Origin of the sequence: Actinosynnema sp. NPDC049800 (genome assembly GCF_040656635.1) — a bacterium.
Lineage (GTDB): Bacteria > Actinomycetota > Actinomycetes > Mycobacteriales > Pseudonocardiaceae > Actinosynnema.
Genome location: NZ_JBFAMT010000030.1, coordinates 62,308 through 76,971, shown reverse-complemented (window position 1 = coordinate 76,971; position 14,664 = coordinate 62,308). Strand labels below are relative to the sequence as shown.

Annotated in this window: 12 protein-coding genes; 5 read left to right on the top strand and 7 right to left on the bottom strand. The window is 70.9% G+C overall.

Going from position 1 to position 14,664, the window contains the following annotated elements; all coding sequences use genetic code 11:
• Positions 1-64: 64 nt before the first annotated feature.
• From AB0I91_RS28320 to AB0I91_RS28300, 5 genes are all read right to left on the bottom strand, one after another.
• Positions 65-826: an SDR family oxidoreductase gene (locus AB0I91_RS28320; protein ID WP_498773371.1), complete on the bottom strand. Its 762-nt coding sequence runs from the start codon at positions 824-826 to the stop codon at positions 65-67.
• Between the two features lie 386 nt (positions 827-1,212).
• Complete coding sequence (locus tag AB0I91_RS28315) at positions 1,213-2,523, bottom strand: flavin monoamine oxidase family protein (RefSeq protein ID WP_498773369.1); 1,311 nt, start codon at positions 2,521-2,523, stop codon at positions 1,213-1,215.
• A gap of 241 nt (positions 2,524-2,764) precedes the next feature.
• A complete protein-coding gene (locus tag AB0I91_RS28310) occupies positions 2,765-3,208 on the bottom strand; it encodes a nitroreductase family deazaflavin-dependent oxidoreductase (protein WP_498773367.1) in 444 nt (147 codons plus the stop codon).
• Positions 3,209-3,408: 200 nt separating this feature from the next.
• Positions 3,409-3,960 (bottom strand): flavin reductase family protein, encoded by a 552-nt coding sequence (locus AB0I91_RS28305; RefSeq protein ID WP_498773365.1) that lies wholly within the window; start codon positions 3,958-3,960, stop codon positions 3,409-3,411.
• A 101-nt stretch (positions 3,961-4,061) separates the two neighbouring features.
• Entirely contained in the window at positions 4,062-4,907 is an 846-nt protein-coding gene (locus AB0I91_RS28300) for an NAD(P)H-binding protein (RefSeq protein ID WP_498773363.1), read from the bottom strand.
• 328 nt (positions 4,908-5,235) lie between these two features.
• Here AB0I91_RS28300 and AB0I91_RS28295 point away from each other — a divergent pair, with 328 nt between their 5' ends.
• Positions 5,236-6,414, top strand: a complete 1,179-nt coding sequence (locus AB0I91_RS28295; protein WP_498773361.1) for an acyl-CoA dehydrogenase family protein — start codon at positions 5,236-5,238, stop codon at positions 6,412-6,414.
• Between the two features lie 62 nt (positions 6,415-6,476).
• Positions 6,477-6,890, top strand: a complete 414-nt coding sequence (locus AB0I91_RS28290) for a YybH family protein (RefSeq protein WP_499613119.1) — start codon at positions 6,477-6,479, stop codon at positions 6,888-6,890.
• Between the two features lie 181 nt (positions 6,891-7,071).
• On the opposite strand, the gene AB0I91_RS28285 is transcribed toward AB0I91_RS28290, so the two are convergent.
• On the bottom strand, positions 7,072-9,165 hold the full coding sequence (locus tag AB0I91_RS28285) for an ATP-binding protein (protein WP_499639638.1): 2,094 nt from the start codon (positions 9,163-9,165) through the stop codon (positions 7,072-7,074).
• A gap of 855 nt (positions 9,166-10,020) precedes the next feature.
• On the opposite strand from AB0I91_RS28285, the gene AB0I91_RS28280 reads away from it, so the two are divergent.
• A complete protein-coding gene (locus AB0I91_RS28280) occupies positions 10,021-10,455 on the top strand; it encodes a winged helix-turn-helix transcriptional regulator (protein ID WP_498773356.1) in 435 nt (144 codons plus the stop codon).
• A 386-nt stretch (positions 10,456-10,841) separates the two neighbouring features.
• On the opposite strand, the gene AB0I91_RS28275 is transcribed toward AB0I91_RS28280, so the two are convergent.
• Positions 10,842-12,914, bottom strand: coding sequence for a UvrD-helicase domain-containing protein (locus AB0I91_RS28275; protein ID WP_499639636.1), 2,073 nt, complete (start codon positions 12,912-12,914; stop codon positions 10,842-10,844).
• A 139-nt stretch (positions 12,915-13,053) separates the two neighbouring features.
• Here AB0I91_RS28275 and AB0I91_RS28270 point away from each other — a divergent pair, with 139 nt between their 5' ends.
• Together AB0I91_RS28270 and AB0I91_RS28265 are read left to right on the top strand one after the other, a co-directional pair.
• The gene (locus AB0I91_RS28270) at positions 13,054-13,824 is read left to right on the top strand and encodes a carbon-nitrogen hydrolase family protein (protein ID WP_499639634.1); all 771 of its coding nucleotides are present in this window, start codon (positions 13,054-13,056) and stop codon (positions 13,822-13,824) included.
• A 2-nt stretch (positions 13,825-13,826) separates the two neighbouring features.
• Positions 13,827-14,654, top strand: a complete 828-nt coding sequence (locus AB0I91_RS28265) for an SDR family NAD(P)-dependent oxidoreductase (RefSeq protein WP_499639632.1) — start codon at positions 13,827-13,829, stop codon at positions 14,652-14,654.
• Positions 14,655-14,664: the final 10 nt, after the last annotated feature.

Below are 14,664 nucleotides of genomic sequence, written 5' to 3'. Positions count from 1 at the left end.
CCGCGTGATACCGGACCACTGGTGAGGCCCGGCATTCCACGGCAATTTGTATTGTGATCCGGGCTTACTCGGCGCCGAGCGGGACCAGACCCTGGGCGATGCCGCCGTCGACCGGCAGCTCGATCCCGGTGGTGAAGGTCGCGCCGAACGCCAGGAACAGCGATGCCTGCGCCACCTCCTCCGGCGTGCCGATGCGACCGAGCGGGGTCAGCGCCGCGCCCGCCGTCTCGAACTCCTCGCGGTACTCCGGGCTCGCGGTGGCCACACCCATGGTCGGGGTCCTGATGAACCCGGGGCTGACCACGTTGACCCGGATCCGCCTCGGCAGCAGTTCGGCCGCGAGCACCTGCGCGAACGCCCGCACCGCCGCCTTCGCGCCGGAGAACGTCGACATGCCGGGGGTACCCGTGCCGTCCGCGACCGCGGTCGTGAAGACCACAGCGCCGCCGTCGGAGATCAAGGGCAGCAGTCGCTGCACGGTGAAGAAGGCGCCCTTGGTGTTGATGGCGAAGGTCTTGTCGAAGCCGGCCTCGGTGACCGAGTCGAACGGTTCGATCTCGGCGAACCCGGCGTTGATGTGCAGGTAGTCGACCGTGCCCAACTTCTCCTCGACCAGCTTGGCCAGGACCTCGATGTCGGCCAGGTCCGTGGTGTCGGAGCGCACCACGTGCGCCTTCGACCCCAGTTCGCGCTGCGCCGCCTCGACGTTGCGCTCGTTGTAGCCGGTCGTCAGCACCTCGGCACCACCCGCGAGCAGCGCCTTCACGATGGCCAGCCCCATCCCGTGGGTGCCACCGGTGATCACGGCCCTCTTGCCAGTGAACATGTGCGGAATCTCCTGTTCAGCTCCGCTGAGCGAATGATGCGCGTGCTTCGGGCAAGAATCACACGCGGCAGACGATTGATCAACTACTGATAAAAAAGTCAGTACTTACCAATTGGTCAGTGTGCGGTTTTCATCGTGGATGACGGCGGGTCCCGACGTGGTGCAGGACGAGGACGGCTGCGGTGATCGCGGTGGCCCGGTGTGGGCGCCCGGTCGACCGCCTTCCGGTCGCGTGGCAGTCGAGGGCGTGGCGCTTGAGCGGAGTGCGCACTGTCGCGCCTCGCGTACGTAGCGCCAGGCGACCGGGATCGAGCCGCCGCCGACGGGACCGTCGCTTTCCGGTCAGCGGAGCACAACTCCGGGACCGGTCGTCCCGGAGCCGCTGCTCAGTCCCGGCCGAGCAGGCCGGCGACGTGGCGGGCGGCCACGATGCCGGACTCGATCGCGCCGTCGACGCAGCCGCTCCAGCCGTTGGCCATGTCACCCGACGCGAACGCCACCCGGCCCTGCGGCCGCTGGATCTCGTGCATGGTGGTGAGCTGGCCCGGCTGGCGGTAGGCCCAGCCACCCCCGCTGAACTCGTCGCGACCCCAGTCGTGGAGCTTGTAGTCGATGACCTCGGCCCGCGGCTCCAAGTGGCGCACGGCGTCTTCGACCTGCTTGCGGTCGTTGACGTCCACCCCTTCCTCGACGCAGAAGCCCACGACGAGGTGGGTGCCGTCGGGCAGCACGCGGTGCGGGAAGAGCCCGATGAACGCCGCGCCCTCTTCGCCCTGCGCGTAGAACGCGCCCTCGAAGTCGCCGCGGAGGTGCAGTGCGAGCTTGACCGCGTTCGGCACGCCGATGGTCTCGGTGCTGGCCCGCAGGTGGGGCTCGGGCAGCGCCGGGCTGAACTCGATGTTCTTCCACACGTTGACCGGGACCGTCACCACGGCGGTCGACGCGGTGAAGACCTCGCCGGACGCCGCCGTCACGGTCACCGCGGCGCCGTCGGCGTGCACGGCCTTGACCGCGGTGTTCAGCCGTAACTCGCTCCCGGCGACGTCGGAGGCCATCAGCTCCGCGAGCTTCTGCATGCCCACCTCCAACCGGAGGTTGAAGATGGCGTCGAAGCCGATCAGCTGGAGCCCGCCCATGGCCCACCAGTGGCCGGGCATGGTCAGCGCGCCGCGGGAGCTGCGGCCACCGGACTCGCCCGACGCCCAGCCCCACAGCAGGTTCTCGTCCTCGGGCGACAGCTCCAGCTCCAGGATGCGGTCGCGGAGCGAGAGCTTGTCGACCTCGGCCAGCTTCTCCGCCCGGAACCACGGGTCGTGGGGACGCTCGAAGTACTCCTCCCAGCCCGCGAAGAGCCGCTCCAGCAGCTCCTGCTGCCGCGCCAGGACCTCCTCACCCGGGTAGGTCTTCATCCGGCCGTCGGCGCCGGGGAAGTTGGCGAACACGGCCTTCTCGTCGGGCACGATGCCGAGGCCGTAACGGGTGATCTCGGTCCACACGTGGGGCTGGGTCCAGTGGACCCACGCGCCGCCGAGCTCGACGAGGTGACCGGCCAGCGTCTCGGTGTAGGCGCGACCACCCACCCGGTCCTTGGCCTCCAGCACCAGTGTGCGCTTGCCCTGCGAGCCGAGTTCACGCGCTGCGGTTATGCCGGCGAAGCCGGCTCCGATGACTATGGTGTCGTAGTGCGCGGTGGTCACGCGTTCCTCCTGAGGTACTCGAAGTGGGACCGGTCAGTCCACGGTGGACATCACGCCGCGATGCCCGGACCCCCTGTCCTCACACCGGACCCCGAGACCGTAACCAGGTGCCGACCACCGGCCGCTCATCGTCGGTAATGGACCGTCCACTTTCGACTCAGAGCCGCTCCCTCCCGGGAACGCCGCAGGGGGCGGACGGCAGCTGCCGTCCGCCCCCCTGCGGGACGTTCCCCCTCGGTCGCTAAACGCGCTCCAGGACCACCACGGGGATATCCCTGGACGCGGTGGCCTGGTAGGTGTCGTACGCGGGCCACAGCTTCGTCATCAGGGCCCACAGCCGCGGCTTCTCCCCCGCGTCCGCCGTGCGCGCACGCGCGGTGAACTTGTCCGAACCGACCTGGACGAGCACCTCCGGGTTGGCGACCAGGTTGAGGTACCAGTCGGGGTGCTTCGGGCCGCCGCTCATGTGGGAGGCGACGATGACGTAGCGCTCACCGTCCTTCGTGTAGAACATGGCGGTCCTGCGGAGCTTGCCGCTCTTGCGTCCCGTGGTGGTCAGGACGAGGTTCGGGACACCCGCTTCCAGGTGACCGTCGCGCCCGTCGCTGGCGAGGTACCGCGCGACGTGCTCGGCGACCGCCGCGTACGGGCTGTCGGTGACCGGCTCCGCGCCGGGCTCGTTCATCTGTGCTCCTCATGGGTAACCGGGGACGGGGGTGGAACGCAACTCCGGGTAACCGGTTGTGCGACCACTGTAGCGATATCCGGCCGGCGGAGGACGCCACCACCGCGCGTTGGCCCGGCGGCGCGCGGTCCGATCCTCAGTGGACTGCGACGTGCGGGCGGCTGGGCGGGGGCGCCGACCGTGCGACGGCCGTGCCGTCGTCAGCCGGCGCCGAACGCCTCCAAGGGGGCCACCCGCCGGAACGCGCCCTCGAAGAACAGCAGCCCGGAGCCCTCCGCGGCGGTCTCGGCGTCCAGCACGGTCCCGACGATCACCGAGTGGTCGCCCGCCGGGTGGACGGCGCTGACCTCGCACTCGAGCCACGCCAGCGCGCCGCCGATCAGCGGTGCCCCGGTGCGGGGTCCGGGACGCCAGGTGAGCGGATCGAACTGCGCGTGGCCGTCCGGTCGGCGCTTGTCCGCGAAGTGGCGGGCGACCTGCTCCTGGTCCGCGCCCATCACCGACACCCCGAACGCGCCGGTGGCGGTGAGCGCGCCGTGCATCACCGCGGACTGCGCGACGCAGCACAGCACGAGCGGGGGTGTCAGCGACACCGAGCCGAACGCGTTCGCCGTCATGCCGCGGAGGTGCTCACCGCCGACGGTGAGCACGACCACGCCGGTGGCGAACCGGGACATGACGCGACGCAGGACGTCGGGCGCCACGGCGCCGCCGACCGTGCGGGACGGCACCGGGGAGGTGTGCGCGGACATGCCTTGCCTTCCTGTGCGTACTCGGTCTGCCGGCCGGCCCGCTTGGCGCAGGAGTTCGACGAGCAGGCCGGGCGCGGTGGGGAACGTGCGGCCCGCCGGGCTCACACCTGCCAGGCGCCGTTGGCGACGGCGTTCTTGGCGTACTCGGCGAAGCTGATCGGTTCGCGACCGAGAGCGCGCTGCACACCGTCGGACAGGTGGGCGTTCTTGCCCTCGCGGATCTGGCCGATCAGGTCGGCCAGCAGCTGGGCGTACTCGCGCGGTGCGCCGACGGCGACCAGGTCGTCGACGTACTGCTCGTGCGTGACGGCCTCGTAGCGGATCTCGCGGCCGGTGGCGCGGGCGATCTCCGCGACCGCTTGGCCGAAGGTGATCGCCTCGGGACCGGTCAGCTCGTAGACCTGGCCCGCGTGACCCTCCTGGGTCAGCGACGCCACGGCGACCTCGGCGATGTCGTCGCAGTCGATGAACGGCTCCAGGCCGTCACCCGCGGGCACTCGCAGGTGACCGGCCATGATGCTGTCGAGCAACACGCCCTCGTCGAAGTTCTGCGTGAACCACGTCGGCCGCAGGATGGTCCACTCGAGACCGGACGCGCGGACGATGTCCTCGCTGCCGGTCAGCGACTTGCCACCCGCCTCCTCATCGGTCCGGGCCTGGAGCAGGGTCACGCGCTCGACGCCGGTGGCGACGGCCTTCTCGCAGAACGACCGCACCGAGACCGCCGGGTTCCACTCCACCGCCTCGTCGACCAGGTCGACCATGTAGACGGCCCCGACCCCGTCGAGGGCCGCGTCCCAGGTGCTCTCGTCGTGCCAGTCGAAGGTCGTCTCGCCGCTGCGGCTCGCGGCGCGCGCGGTGAACCCGCGGGCACGGAGCCGTGCGACAACCCGCTTTCCGGTCTTGCCTGTTCCACCGAGCACCAGGATGGGTTTGTTGGTCGTCATGACCATCAGTGAAGCAGCGCTGCGGTACTCGTTCGAGATGGCGGGAAAAGTATTCTCCACCGTTTGGTCATCGACGGTCGCGGGCGGGTCGGAGATCGGTAACCGGCTGCTCATCGGCTGGTCAGCGCCTCCGCGGGGAGTCGCGCGACCTGCGGGGTTACCGCGCAGTGATTGCGTGTTGGACACCTTCGCAACGTGCCTCGGTAGCTTTGGCGGCAAGCGTCGACAACCCGCCGGTGAACGGCCCGGGGGTGGGACGCGTTCGGCGCCGGCGACCAAGCCGGGCGACCTCGCCGTCATACCCGTGCGAAAGCGCGAAGGAGGCATGGTGACCACGACCGACACCGCCCGTCCGGCGGTTCTGGAAGCGGTGCGGGACCTCGTTTCCACACTGCGCGCCAACGGCGCGGAGGCGGACGCGAACGGCTGGATCCCCCAGGAGAACATCGACCTGCTGGGGCGGGCCGGTGTCTTCGCCATGGCCGTGCCGAGTCGGTTCGGGGGCTTGGACCTGCCGCTGGCCGAGAAGGCCGCGGTGCTGGCCGAGATCGCGCGCGGGTGCCCCTCCACCGGCTGGGTGTCGATGGTGTGGGTGAGCACCGCGTGGATGGTGTCGCTGTTCCCGGACAAGGCGCAGGAAGAGGTCTACGGCTCGGGCGCGGTCCGCGTCTCCGGTGGGTTCACGCCGGGCGGCACGCTGACCCCGGTCGACGGCGGCTACCGGCTCAGCGGCACGTGGCGGTTCAACACCGGCGCCAAGGCCGCCGACTGGAACATGATGGCCGCCATCGTGGAGGGCCCGGACGGCCCGGTGGGCGAGTCCGTGGCGCTGGTGCCGCTGTCGGACATGACCCTCGCCGACGACTGGGACGTGTCGGCAGCACGCGGCACTGGCAGCGTGAGCAGCACCGCCACGGACGTCTTCGTCCCGGCGCACCGGGTCGCGGACGCCGAGAAGGCCGTGCTGGGGACGCTGGACGACCGGTCGAACACCGGCGCCACCGGCCGCGACTACTGCCTCTACCCGTTGGTGCTGGCCGAGTCGCTCGCCGCGTTCGTCGGCATGGCGCGCGGCGCGTACGAGCTGTTCGTCGACCGGCTGAACGGTCGCGGCATCTCCTACTCGAGCTGGACCGACCAAAGCGACCACCCGCTGACCCACGTCCAGGTCGCCACCGCGGCGAACAAGATCACCGCCGCCGAGGCGATGCTCGACCGCATGGTCGGCCTGGTCCAGCGCCGCGCCGACGAAGGCGTGCAGCCCACGTGGGAGGAACGCGCGGACATCCGCGGCCAGAGCGCGTTCGCCATCGAGCTGGCCAAGGAGGCCGTGGACCTGCTCTACAGCGCCAGCGGTGCCACGGTGATCGCGCGCAACGTCCCCCTCCAGCGGTTCCAGCGCGACGTGCGGGGCATGGCCCAGCACGGCCTGCTGAACGCGACCACCAGCCTGGAGGTGCAGGGCCGCGTCCTGCTCGGGTTGGACCCCCGGAACTACTTCCTCTGATCCGGCCCCGTCCGGCGGGACCGGGCAAGAGTCACCGACCGAGAGAAAGCGAGCAGCCGCTCATGACGGCGCAACTGGATCTGGACAACCTGGAACTGACCGACGACCCGGAGGTGCAGAACGCGGTCTTCCTGGCCGCCTTCAACTCCGGCAAGGGCGCCATCTTCGACAGCCTCTACCGCGACGACGCCATCTCGAACCTGACCGGCGCCCCGCGCACGGGCGCCGACCGGACCGCCGCGATCACAGAGCTCCTGGCGCGCAACCCCAAGCTGGACTCCACGGTGAAGTACGCCTACGTAGCGGGCGGGCACACGTCGTTGATCGTGGTGGACTTCCGGCTGGAGGTCACCGACGACGACGGCAAGCCGGTGCGCATCAACGGCATCTGCACCGACGTCCTGATCCGCGAGCCCGACGGCAAGTGGATCATGGCGGTCGACCGCCCCGTCGCCCTGGAGACCATCCCGCTGTGAGGGTTGCCCGGTAAGGGTTCTCTGACGGCACCGCGTGTCCGGGCCGCTGCGGCCCGGACACGCGGTGTCGTCGTACCCGGGCGGTGCGGTGGTCCCGTCTCCGAGCGGAACGGTGCCGTGCCGGCCCTGTCGGCAGGGCGGAGAACGGTGGTGGTGGCACGATCACCACCACCACCGCGGGTCAGCGGGCCAGGTAGTCCAACTCCGGCTCGATCATGGGCGCAGGGGTGACGAGGCGCGACGCCTTGCCGCCCCTGCGCGGTTCGACCGCCCGCTCTCCGCCGTCGCCGAAGAGCGGGTCCAGGGTGATGGTCGTGGCTTGCCGCTTCCCACTGCCCCAGGCCGGCCTGCGGTCCAGCAGGCGCGGCTGCGCGGTGGCGACCACGAGGAGCGGCACCGTGCGAGGGGTCTCGACGAGGGCCTCCACCGCGTCCATCACGGCGGGGTGGGCCAGGTGCAGGTCGTCCACCGCCATCATCACCGGTTTGGTGAGCGCGATGTCCTCCACGAACAGCCGCCACGCTCGCAGGACCTCGCCGACGTTCGACCCGGCGGCGCCGTCGCGCTCCGGATCGACGCAGTGGCGCAACCAGTAGCGCAGCGACCGGAACTCCTCGTCGTCGGCCACCACCTGGTCGAGCACGTACGACAGCTTGGCCGACACCGTGGCCGAGGAGTCCCCCGGGTTGATGCCGCAGTACTCCACGACGATCTGGCTGGGCAGGGCCAGCGGGTCGTGCCCGCACCGCACCGACGGCCGTCCGACCAGGACGGTGGCGTCTTCACCCTTCTCCAGTCGGCGCACGAACTCCATGAGGAAGTGCGTCTTGCCGATGCCCTCCTCGCCCAGGATGGTCGCCATGTCCGGACGGGCACGGTGGCGGACCCGGTCGAACATCCCGGCCAGCAGGTCCATCTCGCGCTCGCGGTCCGCGAACGGCAGGGCGTTACCCGCCGGCGGGTCGCCGAGGGTGGCCGACTCGCCGTTGCGAGCGACCCGGTACGTGAACAGCGATCTGGTCATCCACAACGTCCGCCCGCACACCCGGACCTCGCCCGTCGGCACGTCGGCCAGCAGGCACTGCGCCTGCTCGACGAGCGTGCCCGCGACCACCACGGCCTCGCCGGAGCGCGAGTACCTGACCGTGGCCTCGCCCGTCACGATCGCGGCGGTGACCTCGGGCCGGAGCCCCGGTGCGACGCGGCTGCCCAGGATGTCGGCCAACCCGTCCACGGCGCGGACCGCGCGTTCGGCGTGCCCGCCGCCGTGCGGGGCGTCGAACAGCACGGCGGTGACCGAGCCGATCGACGCCAGGATGAGGCCGCCCTTCGCCTGCACGGCCCGGCGCACGTCGACGGCGATGATGTCGAAGTGGACGTCCATGCGCTGGGCGGGGACGACATCGTCCGCCACCGCCGGGCGCGCCCGGACCAGCAGCACGCTGACGGTCTGCCGTGCCGGCCTCCCGTCGGGGCGATCCGGCTCGGCGGGCTCGTCCGCGACCTGGACGCGGCCCGGTTCGAGCGCGGGCGGCGCGGGCGGAACCGGTTCGGTGGCGGGCGCCACCGACTCCGCCTCGGTCGACACCACCGCGATCCGCTCAGCCGGGGTGAGCGCCGGGTCGTGCGTGAGAATGGCCTGCTGCAACGCCCGCAAGCCGTGGCCGGGTTCCAGACCGAGATCGGCCAGCGCGGCTCGCGTCCTGGTGAAGACGGTGAGCGCGTCGGCGTGCCGCCCGCAGCGGTAGAGGGCGAGCATGAGCTGGCCGCACGAGCGCTCGCGCAGCAGCTCGGTCTCCACCATGGTCTGCAGCGGCCCCAGCACCGCGTGGTGACGCCCGCAGGCCAGCTCGGCTTCGAACAGGTTCTCCATGGCGTCGAGCCGCGACTGCTGCACCGCGGTGAGTTCCGGCCAGTTGACGCCGGACTCGACCAGATCCGCCAGCACCGAACCGCGCCACATCGACAGCGCCTCGCGCAACACCTCCGTCGCCCTGGCGGGTTCACCGCTCGTGAGCAGCGCCTGGCCCTCGGAAGCCTGACGCGTGAAGCGGTGCAGGTCCACCTGGTCGACGTCGAGCCGGAGCACGTAGCCCGGCGGCTGCGTCACCAGGCTGGGCGCTCCCTCCCCACCGCCGTAGGCGGAGAGGACGGTCCGCAGTCCCCAGACCGCGTTCTGCAGGATTTTCCGCGCCGAGGTCGGCGCGTCATCACCGGGCCACAGCGCCCGCAACAACTGGCTGGTGGCCAGCACCTGGTTGGCCTGCAGCAGCAACAGGCCGAGGGTGGCGCGCTGCCGAGCGCCTCCCAGCGGGATCGGGTGGCCATCGTCGTCTAACGCCGTCAGCGGGCCTAACATCTGAAACCGCATCGTGTCCCCCAAGCCTACGATTCGTCTTCAGGCAGTCGTGTCCGACCACCAAGCGGCCTCGTGGTCGCCCGGCTGCCGGACCGACCCCACCGATCCGATATGCGCGTGGACGACGCCCCAAATAAGGCCATTACGGTTGCGGCACAAATCCGTTGATGTCAACGACCATTGACCTCCACCGGAGTGCAAATTCAGCTTACCACGCCGGAAGTGCACGTCCCGGCTAACGCCACAAGGCTCCGACGAGACGCTTCGGTGTCGGATATCGCAATTCCACGGAGTCCGCACCGGCGATTAGGACGTGAAGACCGGCGCGAATGACACTACACACCCGGACACGCTGAGTCACCTGTTTCGGCCCCATTGATCCGAACAGGTGAAACCCGAAGCGGCGCCCCTCGGCTGCGCCGAGCCGCCGCTCGTATGCACGATCCCGACCTGCGGACAACCTTGCTAACATCAGTCGGGATAGACCTGATAGGTGTGGTCCCGAAGCCGGAAATCGGGGTGGTGTCGGCGACGAGGGTCTCTCGCGGCCCGCCGTGCGGACCGGCGGGATGGTGCCACTACCAGCACAGGGGTCGCCACTGCGGAAGTCCGCGCCACGGGGTTCGCGACCTCGTCCGCCCTGCGGGCCCGATCCGGGTCACCCCCACGACAGAGGTGCCCCGGCGACGAAGACTGCCGGCATCTGGCGCTGGTCCCGCTCATCGATCCTCCGTCCGGCATCCTCGACATCACCGCAGCAACCGTTACACAATGCTCCGCACGCTCGTTACAGTATCCGGTGTTCAGGTGCGGACAAGTACTTACGGGAAGGTAAGCACTTACCAAGTCGTCAGGGGGATGAACATGAAGACCAAGAGTTACGTCTGCGGATTGGACGCCGCAGTGGACCTTATTGCGGGCAAGTGGAAGGTACTCATAATCTGGGCCATCGCCGACGAGAGCAAGCGGTTCGGCCAATTGAGGCGACTCATTCCGGGAATCAGCGAGAAAATGCTCTACCAGCACCTGCGGGAAATGGAGGCGGACAACCTGGTCCGCCGCGAGGAGTTCGACGAGGTACCCGCCCGGGTCGAGTACTCGCTGACGCCACTGGGGCACTCGCTGAACGCCGCACTGGAGCCGCTGAACGAGTGGGGCGCCCGCAACATGGCCTCCGGCGACCCCGCCGCCTGCGGTTACCGCTGACCACAACGACCGCTTGGCCGCCATGACCCCCTCGGTCACGGCCCGTGAGCCAGAACGACCCGCGGGGCGGGGACTCCGGCGCCCACCCCGCGGGGGCACGTCAGCAGACGACCCCGGCCGCTTGGCGGAAACTTCCTCACCAACTGCAACTGTCGCAATTAACTGCCCGAACTGTCGAGGGCTACCGCTTTGCCGCACGACACCGATCCACCGGGACGCTCGACCGCCGAGAATAGGGCAATCCTGACATATCGCCGGACGGAAGTGACCTACTTCCGCAGGTTGCGCGAAGCGGGCCCGGCCATTGCCGCGCGTTGGGCCCACCACCGATCGACACGAGCTGGTGATCCAGTACGCGCACGGCAGGTGCCTGACGAGTGTCCTGATCACCACGCCCGGCCCGCTTGACACCCGACCGCGGTCTCCGTCGCCGACCCACCGGGGAGCGGTGCGCACCGCTCCTCCGCAGACGTGCGCACGACGACCAGGCGTCGGGTGGCGCGGGTCAGGGCGACGTACCGCTCGGCCGGTGTCATGCGGTCGGGGTCGACCACGACGACGGTGTCGAACTCCAGGCCCTTGGCCGCGCGCGGCGTGAGGGGGCCGGCCGGTGCGATCACGGCGAACGTGCCGGTGGGCGGGCGGAACGACTCCGGGTCGGCGCCGGTGACTTCGAGCGGCGCTTCGCCGTGCCTCACGGACGTCGGCGGGACGGCGGTCGGGTCCACTTCGGCCAGCGTGCCCGCGGCGTAGGCCATGATCTCGGCGGGAGTGCGGTAGTTGACCGTGAGCCGGCGGTACTGCCAGCGGTCGTGGGCGAGGGGTTCGAGCACCGTCCGCCAGTCGCGGGCGCCCGCGGCGGATTGGCGTTGGGCCAGGTCGCCGACGACGGTCATGGACCGGTTCGGCCCGCGCCTGGCCAGCAGCCGCCAGTCCATTTCGGACAGTTCCTGCGCCTCGTCGACCACGATGTGGCCGTAGGTCCACTCCCGGTCGACGGCGGCGCGCTCGGCGAGGACGCGGTGGTCGACGGCGGTGTGGCGGTCGGCCAGCCACTCGGCGTCGACCAGGTCGACGGCCCGCAGCTCGTCCTCGTGCATGGCCTGGTCGGTGTCGATGACGTGCAGCACGCCCTGCGCGTACTCGACGGCCCGCCTGCGCTCCCGCGCCGCGCGTCGTTCGGCCCGGCCGTCGGAGCCGAGCAGTTCGGCGGCCTCGTCCAGCAGCGGCACGTCGGAGACCGTCCACGCGTGCGGGTCGTCGCGGTGCAGTTCGGGGTGGCCGAGGGCGGAGCAGCGGCCCGCGTAGAGGTCGGCGAGGAGTTGCTGCGGGGTGAGGATCGGCCACAGCGCGGTGGCGGCCCGCCGCACGTCCGGGTGGCCGGCGAGTTCGCGGCGCACGTCGGCCGCGAGTTCGGGCCAGTCCTCGCCGATGAGGTCGAGCGCCGGTGCGACCAGCGCGTCCACGAGGGCCTCGTGGAACAAGGGCTGGGCCTCGTTGTGCTTGAGCCCGGCGGCGCGCGCCCGTTCCCTCGCCCAGGCGGCGATCTCGGCGGTGAGCGGAACGGTGACGTCCTCGAGTTCGACCGGGATCGGCTCGACGGGCGTCTCCTGCCGGTCGGCGATGGCCGCCACCAGCAGGTCGACGGCCGTGAGGCCGCCCTTGAGTGCTTGGAGCTCCGGGGTGTCCTCCCGTTCGGTCCGCACGCCGGGGAACAGCTCGCCCGGCGTGGCGAACACGACGTCGGTCTCGCCGAGGGACGGCAGCACGTCGCCGATGTACCGCAGGAAGCCCGGGTTCGGGCCGACCACCAGCACGCCGTGGCGGGAGAGCCGGTCGCGCTGCGCGTAGAGCAGGTAGGCCACGCGGTGCAGCGCCACCGCCGTCTTGCCCGTGCCCGGCCCGCCCTCGATCACCAGCACGCCCCGGTGCGGGAGGCGGATCACCTCGTCCTGCTCGGCCTGGATGGTCGCCACGATGTCGCGCATGGTGTCGGAGCGGGGTGCGTTCAGCGCGTCGAGCAGCGCTTTCGAGGTGAGCTGGAGCTCGTCGTCGTAGAAGCTCTCCAGGTGCTTGCCCTTGGTGCGGAAATGGCGGCGCAGCGTCACTCCTTCCGGGTTCGCCGCGGTCGCGGTGTAGAACGGGCGGGCGGCCGGCGCGCGCCAGTCGGTCAACAACGGCTCGTAGTCGCGCTCGGTGTCGAACAAGCCGATCCGGCCGACGTAGACGCGGTCCTCGGTGGTGTCGATGCGGCCGAAGCACAGGTTCTCCTCCGCCACGTCCAGGCGGCTGACCTGCTCGGACAGCGTCCGGACGGCCACTTCGCGGTGCCAGCGCTGCTCGTGGCCGTCCTTGAGCGCGGCGTCCAGCTCCGCTCGCGCGGCGGCCCGCTCCAGCTCCAGCCGGTCGTGCAGGAAGGCGATCCGCCGCTGTTCGGCCGACAATTCACCGGTGGTCACGCTTGCCCCCTGTGATATACTCGAACCATCTCCAATTCCGCCATTTCCGGCGAAGTCAACCTTTATGTTTACCACGTTTTCGTGAGCGTTTCGCGGGGACCTGTCCCGCGTCGCCCGATCGCGTGAAATGATCGGTGATGTGGAATCCGACGAGTTGGTGGTCGCCGTCGCGCAGCACGCGCCCGTGCCCGGTGACGTGGCGGAGAACGCGCGCCGTGCGGCCGTCACGGTCGCCGAGGCGGAGGGCGCCGGCCTGGTGCTGTTCCCGCTGCTGTCGCTGACCGGCTACGACCTGGACCGGCTCGCCGATCCGGCGTGCTGGGTGACGGCCGACGACCCGAGGCTGGACGTGGTCCGCGAGGCGTGCCGGGCGCACGGGGCGACGGCGGTGGTCGGCGCGGCGTGGCTCGGGCCGGACGGTCGCCGGTTGCTGGCGTCGGTGGGGCTGGCCCCGGACGGTTCGGTCGAGGTGGTCGGCAAGCAGTACCCGAGCCGGGCGGAGCGGGAGCTGTTCGAGCCGGGTGAGCCCGCGCCGCCGCTGGACGTCCGCGGGTGGCGGGTCGCGCTCGCGGTCTGCTACGACGCGGCGGCGCCCGAGCACGCGCTGGAGGTGGCGCGGCGGGGCGCGGACGTCTACGCGGTGTCGGCGCTGTACACCGAGGGCCAGGAACGGCGGCTCGACGTGCACCCCGCCGCCCGTGCGATGGACCACCGGATGTACGCGCTGGTGGCGAACCTGGCGGGCGCGGGCCCCGGTTGGCGCTCGTGCGGCGGCAGCGGGGTGTGGCACCCGGACGGGCGGCGGGTGGTCGAGGCGGGCACGGGCCCGCGGGTCGTGACGGCGCGGCTGGACCGCGCCGAACTCGACCGGGTGCGGGCGGACGACGCGAAGGCCGGTTATCGGGGGTAGGCATGGGGATCCTGGACGGCAAGGCCGTGATCGTGACCGGCGCGGGTCGCGGGTTGGGCGAGGCGTACGCGCGGCACGCGGCGACGGCGGGCGCGCGGGTCGTGGTGAACGACGTCGAGGGTGCTCCGTCGGTCGTCGCCTCGATCGTGGACGCGGGCGGCGAGGCCGTGGCGCACACCGGGTCGGTGACCGATCCGGCGGTCGCGCAGGCGCTCGTGGACTTGTGCGCGTCGTCGTTCGGGCGGGTCGACGGGCTGGTGAACAACGCGGGCGTCACGCACTTCGCCGAGCCGTGGGAGGACGAGCCGGACGTGCTGCGCTCGGTGGTCGAGGTGAACGTGCTCGGCACGATGTACTGCGGCACGGCGGCGGCGAAGGTGATGCGCGGCGGCTCGATCGTGAACGTCGTGTCGGGCGCGATGCTGGGCCGCGCCGGCGCCGCGGCCTACTCGGCGTCGAAGGGCGCGGTGGCGTCGTTGACCCTGTCGTGGGCCGGTTCGCTGGCCGCGCGGGACGTCCGCGTCAACGCCGTCGCGCCGCTCGCGTGGACCCCGATGATGGACCTCGACCCCCGCGCCGAGGAGATCAGCTCGCGGGACCAGACGCCGGACAGGATGGCGCCTTTGGTGACGTACCTGCTCAGCGACCTGGCCGGCGGCGTGACCAGCCAGCTGATCCGCTTCCTGCCGGACAAGCTGCACGTGATCTCGCAGTACGCCGTGAAGCAGCCCGTGCTGACCCGCGACTCGTGGGACGTGGACGCCATCGCCGCCGCCTTCGACTCCGACCTGACCCCCGAACCCCCGGGCCGCGCGAGGTGGCGGGTCTGAGCCGAGGGCT